Raw genomic sequence first — 13837 nt, forward strand, 5'->3', positions numbered from 1 at the left:
GGTCCCTTTCTTACTGGCAGCAGCCAGTTATTTGCTGAAACCGGCGGTCAGGCCACTGAGCAGTTGGCGCCGTGCAACGACGTAAATTACCAGCAGCGGGAGCGTTGCCAGGACAACCGAGGCGAGCACCGCAGGAATGTTGACGCTGAACTCGCCTTGGAAGGTCCAGAGCGACAACGGCAGAACGCGTGTGTCCGGGCTCTGGGTCAAGATCAGCGGGAACAGGAAGCCGTTCCATACATGCAGTGCGTTGTAGATGCCAACCGTGATGACAGCAGGCTTGGTCATCGGCAACGCCAGGCGCCACATCATGGCCCAGTCGGAGCAGCCATCCAGCCGCATCGACTCGAAAAGCTCGTTGGGCACGTCCCTCATGAAGTTGGAGAGAATCAGCACGGAAATGGGGATGGCAAACGCAATCGAGGGCAGGATGAGTGCCAGCAAGGTGTCGTACATGTGGGCTTTGGTGATCATCCAGTAGATCGGGATGATCGTGGCATGCAGGGGAATGGCCAGGCCCAGGAGGAAGACGTTGTTGGTCCAACCCAGAAACTTCCCCTTGCCGCGCACGATCGCGTACGCCGCCATAAAGGCCACAAAGAGGGCTGGAACCACACTGCCCACCGTCACGATCAGGCTGTTGGTGAAGTACTTGGCGAACTCGTTCTCCACCACCAACTTGTAGTTATCCAGCGTTGGTTCCGCCGGTGGCAGCAAGGGATTGGAGGTGAAGAAGCCTGCCTGGTTCTTCAAGCTGGTGATCACCACGTAGTACACGGGCACGATGATGACTGCGAGCCAGAGCCAGCCGCCCAGTCCGCCGAGGAAGTTGGGCCGCGAGCGGCCCGTTTTCTGCGGACGACGGCGGGCTGCCGCCGGTTCAGGCAGTGGTGCCGGTGCTGTGGGGAGTTGTGTGGTGGAAGCCATTACGCACCTTCCAATTGGCTGGCGTTGCGGTTCTTGCCGCCGAGTCGTTGAAGGAACAGTGCCAGGGCCAGCCCGATGACTACCAGAATGACTCCCAGCGCGCTCGCCGCGCCCATGTCGTTGGCTTTGAAACCGGTGAGGTACATGTGCAGCGGCAACAGCCTGGTGGAATAGCCGGGGCCGCCTGCGGTCAGCACGAACACCAGGTCGAAGTACGCCAGGGATCCCACCAGCATGAGGGTGGAGGAAGTGATGATGGTGTACTTCAGCTGGGGGAGCGTGATGTTGACGAACTGCTGCACGCGGCCGGCGCCGTCGATCTGCGCGGCTTCGTAGAGGGAGGCGGGGATCTGGCGGACGCCGCCTTGGTAGATCAGGGTGTGGAACGGAACAAACTGCCAGGCGATGACGAAGACCACCACGAACAGGACCAGATCGGAGTTGCCCAGCCAGTCCTGCGCCAGGAACGGCAAACCCAAGCCGGGGCCGAGGCCGAAGTTCGGGTCCAGCAGGGCCTTGAAGGCGATGGCCACAGCGGCAGAGGAGAGCAACAGCGGAACGAAGTACAAAACGGCCAACGCGGCACGGTACTTCTGGTTTGCTGCGGTGAAGACGCCCAACAAGAGACTGATGGGTGCCTGGACGATGAAGGAGAAGAACATGATCTTGGCGGTGACCAGCAGGGCGTTGCCCGTCACAGGATCGGCCAGGACGGTGTTCCAGCTGGACAGGCCGTCGAGCTTGATCTCGCCCAGGCCATCCCAGCGGGTGAAGCTCAGGAACAGGACTCCCAGGAGCGGGAGGATGGCGAACAGCATGAAGAACGCGAGCGCCGGGGCGGCCAGCCACCCCGACGGACCCTTCTCAAGGGTCCGTCGGGACGGCTGTACCCGGGCGGTCCGGCGGTGCGCAGTAGTGGACGACACCGGGCTACTTTCCGATCGTTGCGTTCATGGTGGAAGCGAACTGTTCCGGGGTGATCTTCTTCAGGAAGATCTGGTCCAGGTTGGCCAGCATGGCATCGCCTTGCGCGGGGCTCAGAGCCTGGTCCCAGGACAGGGTGAAGTCCGGTGCATCTTTGGCGAGCCCATAGACATAGGTCAGGAAGTCCTTGTCGGGGGATGCCGCCAGCTTGTCTTCGATACCGGTGACTACAGGTACGGCTCCTGAGTCGATGAGGCCTTGGACGTTCTCATCGGTGAACATTCCGTCCTTGACGTACTCAAGGGCCGTTTTCTTCTGTTCTTCGGTGGCTTTGGAGGAAACGGACCAGAAGTTGGTGGGGTTGCCCACTACGTTGGCCGGGTCGCCCTTGCCGCCCTCGACGGTGGGGAACGGGGTGTATCCGAGCTTGCCGCTGGTGACGAAGTCCGCTGCGTCCTTCTTCATTCCCTGGTAGATCCAGCTGCCCTGCAGGATCATGGCGGCCTTGCCGGTGTAGAGCAGGGCTTGGTCGGCGTTGCTGTCCGCAGCTATGGAGGAGAACCCGTTGATGAAGCCGCCGGCGTCCACCAGTTCCTGGATTTTGGTCAGTGCTTCGATCACCGCGGGATCGGACCAGGCGCCGGGTTTGTTGGCGGCAATGTTGGCGAACACTTCCGGGCCGCCGATGCGGTCCACCAGGTATTCGAGCCACATGAGGTCCGGCCACTTGGACTGCCCACCCAAGGAGAAGGGTGCCACGCCTGCGGCCTTGAACTTGGGCACCAGTGCCATGAGTTCGTCCCAGGTCCTGGGTGCCTCGGCGCCGATCTTGTCGAAGACTTCCTTGTTGTAGTAGAGAACTACGGGCTGCACTTTGTTGTTGGGGAGGGCGTAGGTCTTGCCGTCGATCACGCCGCTTTCCAGGATGGAGGGAAGGTAGCGGTTCTGGACTTCCGGGTTTTCCTTGAGGAATCCCGTGAGGTCATCCACCTGGCCGGCATCAACGTAGGACTTGAGGACTCCGCCGCCCCAGCCGTAGACGAGGGTAGGTCCCTGGCCGGCTCCGACGGCGGTGCGGACTTTGGTCTTGTAGGCATCGTTGGCGAAGAAGTCGAGCTTGATGGCCGAATCGGGGTGTGATTTGTTCCAGGAGTCCACGGCAGCCTGGACAACGGGCTGGTCACCGCCTGTGAGGCCCCACATGGATGCCGAGTCTCCAGAGGCCCCTGTTCCGGCCGGACCCGAGGACCCGCAGGCTGCGAGTGCGATCGACAATGCGGCTGCAGAAACGGCCATTCCGGCGGTACGCAACTTGAGACTATTCATGTGCAGTTTCCATTCGTCCTTCGGGCTCGACGCTGATGGCCCGGTTGTTCGTGTAAAAGCCGCACTCCGCGGTGGTGGGGATCAGCTTCGATCGTCCCTTTCCGCTGACTTTTCGAAATGTTTCGAAGGTCCTTTCGGAAGTGCCCACCAAACTTAGCGGTGAGGCACGTCACCGTCAAGGGCCAGTATCCAGTAACTGCCACGACCCTGAGCCCATGTTGACGAGCGTACCGACGGCAATGCACACTATCTGCAACCGAAACTTTTCGAAAGCGATAACTGTGAGCATCGACGATCGACCCTCCAAACTGACCCTTTCTGCCGTCGCGCAGGAGGTGGGAGTATCTGTACCCACGGTCTCCAAAGTGGTCAACGGACGAGGGGACGTAGCCCAAGCCACGCGTGCCCGGGTGCTGGCGGCACTGCAGCGCACAGGCTATAAATCTCCCCTCCAGCGCAAAAGCAATCCGGTGCAGCGGACCGTCGAAGCGGTTTTTGATTCCCTCAATTCGGCCTACAACATGGAAGTCCTCAAGGGGATCATGGAGCAGGCAAACGTCTCCGACATGGAAGTGATCCTGTCGGTGACGGGTCTCCAGGCGGCGCCTCCGTTGGGTCCGGAAGAACGGGCCCAACGCATGGTCGATGAAGGCCGCAGCGGGATGATCGTGGTGACCTCAGCCTTTGGCACAGCCCACTTGGAAGCCTTCCAACGGCGTCAGATTCCCATCGTGGTCATCGACCCCCTCAACCCGCCCCCAGCCGACCTGTTCAGTGTGGGCGCCAGCAACTGGGCCGGTGGGAAAGCCGCCGCGACGCACCTCCTGGGGCTGGGGCACCGACGGATTGCATTCATCGGCGGACCTGCCACCGCCGAATGCAGCCAAGCCCGGCTGCACGGCTACATGGCCGCGCTCATGGCCGCAGGAATCGCGGTTGAACACGAATACGTTTCGGCAGGCCCGTTCCGGCCCGAGACCGGGGCCGCCGCCTTCAAGTCCCTGCTGGCGCTGGAGGATCCACCTACGGCAGTCTTTGCCGGCAGCGACAGCATCGCCATGGGCGTCCTGGCCGAGGCCCGCAGGCAGGACGTGCGCATCCCCGAGGAAATGAGCCTGGTGGGGTTCGACGGCACCTACCAGGCCGAAGAATCCACACCGCCCCTCACCTCCGTGAGCCAGCCGCTTCAGGAGATAGGGCGATCGGCGCTGAACTTCATCCTTCGCCAGATGCAGGGCGAAGACATCGACTCCCGGCGCGTGGAACTCGCAACCCACCTGGTGGTCCGGGAATCCACGGCACCCCCCGTGGATCTGCGCTCACGAAAGAAAGCGGCGTCGCGGAACTAGCTGCACGGGCCCAACGGCGTCATACAGCAACACCCGCACCCAACGCTCGCCGTTCTCGCGGAACTCCGCACGGCTGGCGAAACGGTACAGGTAGCTGCGTGCGCGCACCCAACGGGGGCGTTCGCCGTCGAACGGGTCATGGCGAAGCAGCCCAAGCGTGGGTTTGTCTGCCTCCAACAGTTTGTCCAGGAAAGCGTAGAACCAGTCCTCATGGACAGTCCGCAGGGGCAGGAACCACATCAGCCAATCGAGCCTTAGGTGGTACGGCGCCCACTGCCGCGGCAGCCGCCGCACCTCGCCGGGCTTGCCCTTGAAGCCGTACTCCAGCCAACTGTCATCAGGAGCGTCCGGGTCCTCAGCGGTAGTGCCCTCCACCACGATCTCGATGCGCTGCTTGGTGACCGTCCCGAACGCCCCATAGGCGTTGACCAGACGCCAACGGTTGAAGCTGGCATTCATGAGCTGCCGGCGGGAGAACAGGTTCAGGAGTGGCCGGTAGCTGAACACCAGCAGCACCACAGTCACCAGCACGACGACGGCGAGCCACCACACCGGGGTATCGGCGCCCTGGTGCCACTCCAGCGGGATGAACGGAAAGACCGCATGGGCGAGGGGGTCGCTGACGGCCGCGAAGGCAAGGACGATCGCCACCCAGTTCAACCAGGCAAAATTCCCGGTGCCCACCAGCCACAGCTGGGTCACGATGATGATGCCTGCCGCGATGCCGGCCAGGGGCTGTGGCGCGAAGAGGAAAAACGGCACCACCAGTTGCGCGAAATGGTTGCCCGCCACTTCCACTTTGTGCAACGGACGCGGCAGCAGATGTGCTTGCCTGCTGAGCGGGCCAGGCATGGGTTGTGTCTCATGGTGGTAGAACATTGCCGTCATGTCGCGCCACTCGCGGCCGCCGCGGATCTTGATCATGCCCGCCCCGAACTCAAGCCGGAAAACCAGCCACGCAATGAGGATCAGGATGGTGGTGGGCGGGGGAGTCTGGTCCGATCCGAGGAAGGCCACGGTGAACCCGGCCTCGAGAAGAAGGATCTCCCAGCCGAAGCCGTAGAACGTCTGGCCAACGTTGACGATCGACATGTAGAGGAACCACAGGATCAGGAATGCCAGCATGGGCAGCCATGGAGGGCCCGTTTGGGGGAGGCCGATCACAAGCAAGGCAGCTACGCCGATCCCCGCCCAGCACACCGACTTCAGGAGCGCATCGGAGTAGAACCAACGGAAGAGGGTGGGCCTGGCCAGTCTGCGGGCCATGTCCAGGAAAGCCGGCACCGGCAACAGCCCGCGCTCGCCGAGGAGTGCCGGGAACTGGTTCATGGTGGAAAGAAAGGCGACCAGATACAGCGCAGCCGTGCCGCGCTGCAACACCTGCCGGGCGAATTCATAGTCCCGCGCATCAAACCAGGACAGCCACTCCACCTTTCCACCGTACGCGCGGGTTGTGGATGGTCAAGCGATGTAGGTTTCCCAGCATCGTCCCCGCTCTGTTCGCCGCCCGCGTTACTGGCTGGGATACTTGGAGCATGCAGCCGCGCAAGATCGTCATCCTCGGGTCCACCGGTTCCATCGGCACACAAGCGATTGACGTTGTCGATGCTGCCCCGCACCGTTTTGAGGTGGTGGCGCTCAGCGCAGGTGGAGGGAACCTGGAACTCATTGCCCGGCAGGCGGTCCACACCCGGGCGCAGGCTGTGGGCATTGCCCAGGGAGATCCCTCGGTCCTGCGGCAACTGATTGACGCGGCAGCCTCGGCTGCGGGGGTGCCGGATTTTGCGCCGCAGATCTTCGCCGGCCCGGATGCCTCCACACAGATCGCAGCCATTGAATGCGACGTTGTCCTCAATGGCATCACCGGTTCCATTGGCCTGGCACCTACCTTGGCCGCGCTCAGCACCGGCGCCACTCTGGCACTGGCCAACAAGGAATCACTGATCGTGGGCGGTGCCCTGGTCAAGGCCGCTGCCCGGCCGGGACAGATAGTGCCCGTCGACTCTGAGCACTCCGCCATCGCCCAGTGCTTGCGGTCCGGGACCGAACAGGAAGTGGAGAAGCTGATCCTGACGGCTTCCGGCGGTCCGTTCCGCGGACGCACGCGCGATCAGCTTCACGGGGTCACGCCTCAGGAGGCGCTGGCCCACCCCACCTGGGACATGGGCCTGATGGTCACCACCAACTCCGCCAGCCTGGTCAACAAAGGCCTGGAAGTCATCGAGGCGCACTTGCTGTTTGATGTTCCCCTGGACAGGATCGACGTGGTGGTCCACCCCCAGTCGGTGGTCCACTCCATGGTCCAGTTTGTCGACGGGTCCATCATTGCCCAGGCATCACCCCCGGACATGCGCCTGCCTATCGCGCTGGGACTGGGCTGGCCGGATCGCGTCCCGCACGCTGCCAAGCCCTGCGACTGGTCCAAGGCCACCAGCTGGACGTTCGAGCCCCTGGACACCGTGGCATTCCCCGCCGTGGACCTGGCCAAGGACGCCGCCAAACAAGGCAGCACCTTCCCTGCGGTATTCAACGCCGCCAATGAGGAGGCCGTCCATGCCTTCCACGCCGGGCGTATCCGCTTCACGGACATCGTGGATACCGTGGAGTCCGTCCTCAGTGAACATTCAGGCTCCTCCGAGCTAACGGTGGAGTCCGTGCTGGATGCTGAGAAGTGGGCACGCGCCCGCACCCTTGATCGTTTAGCCAGCAGCGCCCTGTAGCTCAGAACCCTTATGGAAGCAGTCCCACCGGCATGAGTCCCGTCCTTCTCTTCATTCTCGGAGTCGTCTTCGTCGCCATCGGCGTCGCCGTTTCCATCGCGCTGCACGAGGTAGGCCACCTGGTGCCGGCGAAGCTCTTCAAAGTCCGCGTCACCAAATACATGATCGGCTTCGGCCCCACCCTCTGGTCCAGGAAGAAGGGCGAGACGGAGTACGGATTCAAAGCCCTTCCACTGGGTGGATACGTCTCCATGATCGGCATGTACCCACCCAACAAGGTGGACGGCGCCGTCCGCCCGTCCAGCACGGGGATGTTCCAAACGCTGGCCACCGAAGCGCGCTCCATGGCGCACGAAGAAGTGGGGCCGGGGGACGAAAACCGCGTCTTCTACAAATTGCCCGTGTGGAAAAAGATCATTGTCATGCTCGGTGGCCCCGCCATGAACATGATCATCGGGTTGATCCTGTTGGCCGTCCTGCTCATGGGCTTCGGCACGGCGCAGGCGACCACCACCATCGCGGACGTTTCCAAATGCCAGGTTGCCGCGGGCGAAACCGTGGACCCGGACTCAGCGGACTGCAAACCCACACCGGCAGCAGCCGCAGGACTGCAGCCGAACGACACCATCACGTCCTTCGACGGGAAGACCGTCACCAGTTGGGAGGAACTGACCGGCTGGATCCGTGCCTCGGCAGGCAAGGATGTGGCCATCACCGTGCAGCGCAACGGTTCTCCCGTGGAGACCACCGTGACCCCGGTGCTCTCCTCCCGTCCCGTGGTTGGCTCCGATGGACGCCAGGCGCAGGACGCCAACGGAGTTCTGCAATACCAGGAGGTCGGCTTCCTCGGGATCGGCGCCCAGAGCGCCTTGGTTCCCCAACCGGCGTCGGCCGTTCTCCCCATGGCGGGGGAGAACATCAAACAAATTTCCGGTGTGATCTTCAACCTGCCGGCCAGGGTGGCCGGAGTGGCGAAAGCAGCCTTCAGCGAGGAGCCCCGGGATCCGAACGGCCCCATCAGCGTAGTGGGCGTCGGCCGGGTAGCCGGCGAAGTCGCGGCCATGGAACAGGTGCCGATGCAGGCCCGCATCGGAACCCTGATCGGGCTGCTTGCAGGGCTGAACTTCGCGTTGGCCATCTTCAACCTCATCCCCTTGCTTCCCCTCGACGGCGGCCATGTGGCCGGGGCTTTGTACGAGGGCGCACGGCGCCAACTGGCCAGGTTGCGGGGCAAGCCCGATCCGGGCTCGTTCGACATCGCGAAACTGTTGCCGCTGACCTACGTGGTGGCTGCGCTGCTGATGGCCATGGGCGCCCTGCTCATCTACGCGGACATCGTGAAGCCCGTGAACATCTTCGGCTGAGCCATGACCATTTTCGGCAGCGCACGAATATTTCCGGCGGATCAGGCGGGATAGGCTATCACCATGACTGTTTTCGCTGTTGAGTACGTATACGTCGCCGACTCCGGCGCCCTCCGCGACGAAGCCCGCCCCGCACACCGCGCCTGGCTGGGCGAACTGGCCGAGGAAGGCAAGCTCCTTACCAGCGGCCCGTACGGTGACGGTGCCGGTGCCCTCCTGATCTTCAAGTCCGCGGATGAAGCCGGGCTCAACGACCTCCTCAAGCAGGATCCGTTTGCCGAAGCTGGCGTGATTGCCGGCATCCGCACTACAGAATGGGCCCCCATCATCGGGGTCCTGGCAGCCCACGCGTCCTAGCCGGGCGTCCTCCACCACAACGATCCACCCCAATCCAAGGAGTCCACGTGACCTCGGTCAGCCTGGGAATGCCAGCAGCCCCACCCCCCGTCCTTGCCCCGCGCCGTAAGACGCGGCAGATCAAGGTGGGGTCCGTTGGTGTTGGTTCTGATTCGCCCATCAGCGTTCAGTCCATGACCACGACGCCCACCACGGATATCAACGCCACTCTTCAGCAGATTGCTGAACTGACGGCATCCGGCTGCGACATCGTGCGTGTTGCGTGTCCTTCGGCGGATGACGCCGAAGCGCTTCCCATCATCGCCCGCAAGTCCCAGATCCCCGTGATCGCCGATATCCACTTCCAGCCCAAGTACGTTTTCGCGGCCATTGAGGCCGGATGCGCGGCTGTTCGTGTGAACCCGGGCAACATCCGTAAGTTCGATGACCAGGTCAAGGAAATCGCGGCAGCGGCCAGGGACCACGGCACGTCCATCCGGATCGGCGTCAATGCTGGTTCCCTGGAGCCGGGCATCATGAAAAAGTACGGCAAGGCAACGCCGGAAGCCCTGGTGGAGTCCGCTGTGTGGGAAGCGTCCCTGTTCGAGGAACACGGCTTCCATGACTTCAAGATCTCCGTCAAGCACAACGACCCCGTCATCATGGTGGCCGCGTACGAAATGCTGGCCGAGCAGGGCGACTGGCCCTTGCACCTCGGTGTGACCGAGGCCGGGCCCGCGTTCCAAGGCACGATCAAGTCCGCTACCGCCTTCGGCGCCCTCTTGTCCCGCGGTATCGGAGATACCATCCGGGTTTCCCTCTCGGCGCCGCCGGTGGAGGAAATCAAGGTGGGAAACCAGATCCTGCAGTCGCTTAACCTGCGCCCCCGCAAGCTGGAAATCGTCTCCTGCCCGTCCTGTGGCCGTGCGCAGGTTGATGTGTACACGCTGGCGGAGCAGGTAACGGCCGGCCTGGAAGGCATGGAGATTCCCCTGCGCGTCGCCGTCATGGGTTGCGTCGTCAACGGACCCGGTGAGGCCCGCGAAGCAGACCTCGGCGTGGCCTCCGGAAACGGCAAGGGCCAGATTTTCGTGAAGGGCGAAGTCATCAAGACTGTGCCTGAGAGTGAAATTGTTGAGACACTGATCGAAGAGGCCATGCGCATCGCCGAAGAGATGGGGGAGGCCGATGGCGAAGATGCTGTCAAGGGTAGCCCCGTGGTTAGCGTCTCGTAACGAGAACGGCTTGGGAGTCAGGGTGCTCGGCAAAGCCGACACCCTGGCTCTGCGCGCGCTGGCAAGCGAAGACGCGGTGGCCAACGTTTTTATCCTGGCCCATTTGGACAGCACGGGCACGGCTGCGCCCACCAGCGGTGGTGCCAGTATTTTCGGTGTGTTCCACGATCAAACGCTCCTCGGTGCCTGCTGGGCCGGGGCCAACCTTGTCCCTGTGCAACTGGATCCCGCCTTGGCCGGGTATGCAGCCACGGCGGCCCATCAAACAGGACGCCGCTACGCTTCCATTTTTGGCCCCGCCGACACCGTCCTGGCCCTCTATTCGCGTTTTGAACAACTGGGCCATGCCGCCCACGAGATCCGGTCCCGCCAACCCCTCCTGACCATCTCCGGAGGACCGGCCATCGGCGCCAATCCAGCCCTGACTTTCGGTGCCATGGAGGACTTCGACCGCATCCTTCCGGCCTGCGCAGCCATGTTCGAGGAAGAAGTTGGTTATTCTCCCTTCCTCGGAGGCCAGGAGTTCTACAGCAGGCGGGTGGCCGGACTGATCCGGCAGGGGCACTCCTTGGTCCACATTGACGCCGGAGGCACGGTGGTCTTCAAAGCTGAACTCGGTGCCGTCACGGCGGACGTGACCCAGGTCCAGGGTGTGTGGATGAATCCGGAACTCCGGGGACGCGGCCAGAGCGCCGGCTACATGGCCGCCGTCGTGAATCTCTCAAAGACCTTTGCCCCGGTGACGAGCCTGTATGTCAACGACTACAACGCCAAAGCCCGCGCCACCTACGAGCGTGTGGGCTTCGAGCAAGTGGGCACGTTCGCGACGGTCCTTTTTTAGGCTCCTGCCGGAAACTTGTAGTCTTGTCCCGGTTGGCGGACGCCAGCCATCACTCGAACTTCCTTGGGGAACAAATGAAGAAGAATGCGCTGCGCGGTTTTGCCGTGTCAGGACTGTTGGTCATGGGCCTCACCGCGTGTGGCGGTGCCGGTACCTCTACGGATGCTGCATCAGCTCCTGCCAGTGAGACGCCGGCACCTGCGCCCGCCCAGGCAAGGCAGTACACCACCCAGGAACTCACGGACCTGGTGAAGCAGATCAAGGCTGCCGACGGAACGGCGCTGATGGTTTCCTCCGTCGACGACCTCGCCGGCCAGCAGGACCCACTCAAGGAGCTGCTGGGCTCCATGAACATTGAGCCGGCCGAGTGCAAGGACCTGGCCATGGCCGGCGCTTCGCAGCCGATCGAGGGCGCCACCGGCGCCAGCGGTGCAAAAATCGACGCCGCTTCCGGCGTCATTTCCAGTGTGACCCTGGCATCCGGCGTCTCCAAGGACGTGCTGGAGAACAACGTCAAGAGCAACGAAGACCAGATCACCACGTGCGCGAACATGTCGATGTCCATGGCCGGCACCACCATGACCATGAAGACGGAAAAGTTCGACGGCATCGGTTCAGTACCCGGGACACTGGGCATCAAGACCACCATGACCCTCCCGGACGGCCAGACTCAGTCCACCCTGATGGCCGCTGCCATTAAGGACGGCGTCCTCATTTCCGCCACAGCCTCGGGCAAGAACGCCGAAGACGGCGGCGCAGCAGCTGCCGGGGCACTCATGGACCAGGCCGCAGCGCTGATTAAGTAACACCGGTCAGCAGCACCCAACTGTGTAGCAGCACAGGCCGTTTTTGGGTTCACTACGGCCTGTGCTGCTGGCTGCGGCAGGCTCAACGCGTCTGTCGGCGTAAAGTCAACGAGGCCAAGACAAGGACACCCACCACGATCCCGCCCATCACGGCGGCGTCCTGCCACATCGCTGCCGTGGCTTCTGCATTCCCGGCAATTTCCTTCAGTGCCTCCACGGAAAATGTCAACGGCAAAGCACCGGCGATGCCACTCAGGGCGTCGTTCATGTCCTGCCGGGCCACGAACAAGCCGCACAGCAGGATCTGTGGGACGACAACCACGGGCATGAACTGCACGGCCTGGAACTCGGTGCGGGCAAAGGCCGAGCACAGCAGGCCGAGGGCAACGCCCAGCACTGCGTTGATCACAGCGATCAACACCACCAACCCGGGACTTCCCTTGATGTCGAGGTCAAAAATCCAATACGCCACAGCCGTAGCCACCAAGGACTGCAGGGCGGCCATGATGGAGAAGGCAACAGCGTAGCCGAACAGAAGGTCGGCTTTGTGGATGGGTGTGGTCAGGAGCCGTTCCAACGTTCCGGACGTCCGCTCGCGCAGCATCGTGATGGAGGTGACCAGGAACATCACCACGAACGGGAAGATGGCCAGCATCATCAGGCCCACACGGTCGAAGGTGCGCGGGAATCCCGGTGGCAAGGTCTCGTTTTCAAAGAGGAAATAAACCGCTGTCAGAAGAAGCGCGGGAACCACGAGGATCAGCGCGACGCTGCGGTGGTCGTGCCGCAGTTGTCCCAGGACGCGGGCGGTCGTGGCGAGGGTCATGCGGAGGTTCATGGGGCCACAGGGCTTTCTTCCTGGCCGCGGTCAGCGGCTTTGATGATGGTCAGGAAGGCCCGCTCCAAATCGGCGCTGCGGCCGCGCTCAGCGAGTTCGGCGGGGGTGAGTTGGGCCAGGAGCAAGCCGTCGCGCAGCAGGAGCAGCGATGAGCAATGCGACGCTTCTTCCATGACATGGCTGGACACCAGCAAAGTTGTTCCAGCGGCCGCCATGGCCGCGAAGCGCTCCCAGAGTTCAGCGCGCAGGACAGGATCAAGACCCACAGTGGGCTCGTCCAGGATCAACAACTGTGGATGTGCCACCAGCGCGCAGGCAAGGGAAACACGGCTGAACTGCCCGCCGGAAAGGTCCGCCGCCTTCTGTCGCGCCAGTGATTGAAGTCCGACGGCGTCAATCGCCGCAGCGGCGTCAGCCGCCGTCGCGCTGTGCATGGCGCCGAAGTACCGGACGTTCGCTTCGACGCTCAAGTCCGGATAGACACTGGCGCCTTGGGTGACGTAACCGACGTCGTGCCTGAGCGGCGCGCTTCCGGCCGGCAGGCCAAGGACCGTCAAGGTGCCCCGCGTGATCCGCTGGACGCCAACTATTGCCCGCATGAGGGTTGTCTTGCCGCTGCCCGAGGGACCCAGCAACCCCGTAATCCGGCCGGAATCCACGGTGAAATCCAGGCCGCGAAGGATGGTGGTCCGCGCACGTGAGACATGAAGGGCGCTGGCCTCAATGGCTGCTGGACGTGGTGGCATGCGGGCCTCCGGGGCCTCCAGTAATTCACCAACTGATGATTTCAACGGTAAATCCGCTGGTCAGGACGGTCAATGCTGCTGATGCGCTGTATGGCACCAACCTTGAAAATGTGTCTGCGATCACATAGGTTCTTCCCAAGCCGTGTCGTTGGGGTGCGGGTGGTATCGGGGGGACACATGAACAAGACCTTGACGGGCGTCGTTGGCGCCCACGCCATCCGTGAGCTCGGCAGTGACCCATGCTTCCCAGCCGCAGGTGATCCCGTTCCGCTGGAGGGAACGGTGATCTAGTCCCAGGACAGAGTCTGCGGCCGGCCGGCCGCTGAGCCACGCCATCGCAGGATGACCAGCCCGTCGGGGCCAGGGGCTTCCACACGCGACGGCGTGGCTCTTCTGTGTGTGGGCACCCGGTAGATTAGTAGACA

At 63.0% G+C, this 13837-nt stretch carries 13 protein-coding genes; 7 read left to right on the forward strand and 6 right to left on the reverse strand.

The annotated features are described in order from the left end of the window. Positions 1–27: 27 nt before the first annotated feature. Genes RQH14_RS16240 through RQH14_RS16250 form a run of 3 tightly spaced genes read right to left on the reverse strand, consistent with a single transcriptional unit; the run spans position 28 to position 3177 of the window. Positions 28–927, reverse strand: a complete 900-nt coding sequence (locus RQH14_RS16240; RefSeq protein ID WP_311214196.1) for a carbohydrate ABC transporter permease — start codon at positions 925–927, stop codon at positions 28–30. Next, positions 927–1853, reverse strand: coding sequence for a carbohydrate ABC transporter permease (locus RQH14_RS16245; protein WP_396136319.1), 927 nt, complete (start codon positions 1851–1853; stop codon positions 927–929). The genes RQH14_RS16240 and RQH14_RS16245 overlap by 1 nt, the downstream gene beginning before the upstream one ends. A gap of 4 nt (positions 1854–1857) precedes the next feature. After that, positions 1858–3177, reverse strand: coding sequence for an extracellular solute-binding protein (locus RQH14_RS16250; protein ID WP_311214197.1), 1320 nt, complete (start codon positions 3175–3177; stop codon positions 1858–1860). 239 nt (positions 3178–3416) lie between these two features. On the opposite strand from RQH14_RS16250, the gene RQH14_RS16255 reads away from it, so the two are divergent. Then, positions 3417–4526: a LacI family DNA-binding transcriptional regulator gene (locus RQH14_RS16255; protein WP_396136321.1), complete on the forward strand. Its 1110-nt coding sequence runs from the start codon at positions 3417–3419 to the stop codon at positions 4524–4526. Here RQH14_RS16255 and RQH14_RS16260 read toward each other — a convergent pair. Beyond that, positions 4497–5957: a lipase maturation factor family protein gene (locus RQH14_RS16260; protein WP_311214199.1), complete on the reverse strand. Its 1461-nt coding sequence runs from the start codon at positions 5955–5957 to the stop codon at positions 4497–4499. The two genes, RQH14_RS16255 and RQH14_RS16260, sit on opposite strands and share 30 nt — an antisense overlap. A 104-nt stretch (positions 5958–6061) precedes the next feature. Here RQH14_RS16260 and dxr point away from each other — a divergent pair, with 104 nt between their 5' ends. The 6 genes from dxr (at position 6062) to RQH14_RS16290 (ending at position 11828) form a co-directional block, all read left to right on the forward strand. Beyond that, positions 6062–7246 carry a 1-deoxy-D-xylulose-5-phosphate reductoisomerase gene (gene dxr / locus RQH14_RS16265; RefSeq protein WP_311214200.1) on the forward strand — a complete coding sequence of 395 codons (1185 nt, stop codon included), beginning with the start codon at positions 6062–6064 and terminating at the stop codon, positions 7244–7246. A gap of 32 nt (positions 7247–7278) precedes the next feature. Further along, the gene (locus RQH14_RS16270; RefSeq protein WP_311214201.1) at positions 7279–8610 is read left to right on the forward strand and encodes a site-2 protease family protein; all 1332 of its coding nucleotides are present in this window, start codon (positions 7279–7281) and stop codon (positions 8608–8610) included. Positions 8611–8673: 63 nt separating this feature from the next. Further along, positions 8674–8967: a YciI family protein gene (locus tag RQH14_RS16275; RefSeq protein ID WP_311214202.1), complete on the forward strand. Its 294-nt coding sequence runs from the start codon at positions 8674–8676 to the stop codon at positions 8965–8967. Positions 8968–9014: 47 nt separating this feature from the next. Then, positions 9015–10181 carry a flavodoxin-dependent (E)-4-hydroxy-3-methylbut-2-enyl-diphosphate synthase gene (gene ispG / locus RQH14_RS16280; RefSeq protein WP_024820317.1) on the forward strand — a complete coding sequence of 389 codons (1167 nt, stop codon included), beginning with the start codon at positions 9015–9017 and terminating at the stop codon, positions 10179–10181. Next, positions 10144–11022: a GNAT family N-acetyltransferase gene (locus RQH14_RS16285; protein ID WP_311214288.1), complete on the forward strand. Its 879-nt coding sequence runs from the start codon at positions 10144–10146 to the stop codon at positions 11020–11022. Before ispG ends, RQH14_RS16285 begins: the two co-directional genes overlap by 38 nt. Positions 11023–11096: 74 nt before the next feature. After that, a complete protein-coding gene (locus RQH14_RS16290) occupies positions 11097–11828 on the forward strand; it encodes a hypothetical protein (RefSeq protein ID WP_311214203.1) in 732 nt (243 codons plus the stop codon). Positions 11829–11910: 82 nt separating this feature from the next. On the opposite strand, the gene RQH14_RS16295 is transcribed toward RQH14_RS16290, so the two are convergent. Beyond that, positions 11911–12654, reverse strand: a complete 744-nt coding sequence (locus RQH14_RS16295) for an ABC transporter permease (protein ID WP_311214204.1) — start codon at positions 12652–12654, stop codon at positions 11911–11913. Positions 12655–12662: 8 nt separating this feature from the next. Continuing rightward, positions 12663–13412, reverse strand: a complete 750-nt coding sequence (locus RQH14_RS16300) for an ABC transporter ATP-binding protein (protein ID WP_311214205.1) — start codon at positions 13410–13412, stop codon at positions 12663–12665. Between the last annotated feature and the right edge of the window lie 425 nt (positions 13413–13837).

The organism is Arthrobacter sp. WCS2018Hpa-7 (assembly GCF_031843805.1).
Lineage (GTDB): Bacteria > Actinomycetota > Actinomycetes > Actinomycetales > Micrococcaceae > Arthrobacter.

Coding starts and splice junctions, on each gene's coding strand:
- RQH14_RS16255 (WP_396136321.1), top strand. CDS start 3,417: ATGCACACTATCTGCAACCGAAACTTTTCGAAAGCGATAACTGTGAGC.
- RQH14_RS16250 (WP_311214197.1), bottom strand. CDS start 3,177: ATGAATAGTCTCAAGTTGCGTACCGCCGGAATGGCCGTTTCTGCAGCC.
- dxr (WP_311214200.1), top strand. CDS start 6,062: ATGCAGCCGCGCAAGATCGTCATCCTCGGGTCCACCGGTTCCATCGGC.
- RQH14_RS16270 (WP_311214201.1), top strand. CDS start 7,279: ATGAGTCCCGTCCTTCTCTTCATTCTCGGAGTCGTCTTCGTCGCCATC.
- RQH14_RS16290 (WP_311214203.1), top strand. CDS start 11,097: ATGAAGAAGAATGCGCTGCGCGGTTTTGCCGTGTCAGGACTGTTGGTC.
- RQH14_RS16275 (WP_311214202.1), top strand. CDS start 8,674: ATGACTGTTTTCGCTGTTGAGTACGTATACGTCGCCGACTCCGGCGCC.
- RQH14_RS16300 (WP_311214205.1), bottom strand. CDS start 13,412: ATGCCACCACGTCCAGCAGCCATTGAGGCCAGCGCCCTTCATGTCTCA.
- RQH14_RS16285 (WP_311214288.1), top strand. CDS start 10,144: ATGCTGTCAAGGGTAGCCCCGTGGTTAGCGTCTCGTAACGAGAACGGC.
- RQH14_RS16295 (WP_311214204.1), bottom strand. CDS start 12,654: ATGACCCTCGCCACGACCGCCCGCGTCCTGGGACAACTGCGGCACGAC.
- RQH14_RS16240 (WP_311214196.1), bottom strand. CDS start 927: ATGGCTTCCACCACACAACTCCCCACAGCACCGGCACCACTGCCTGAA.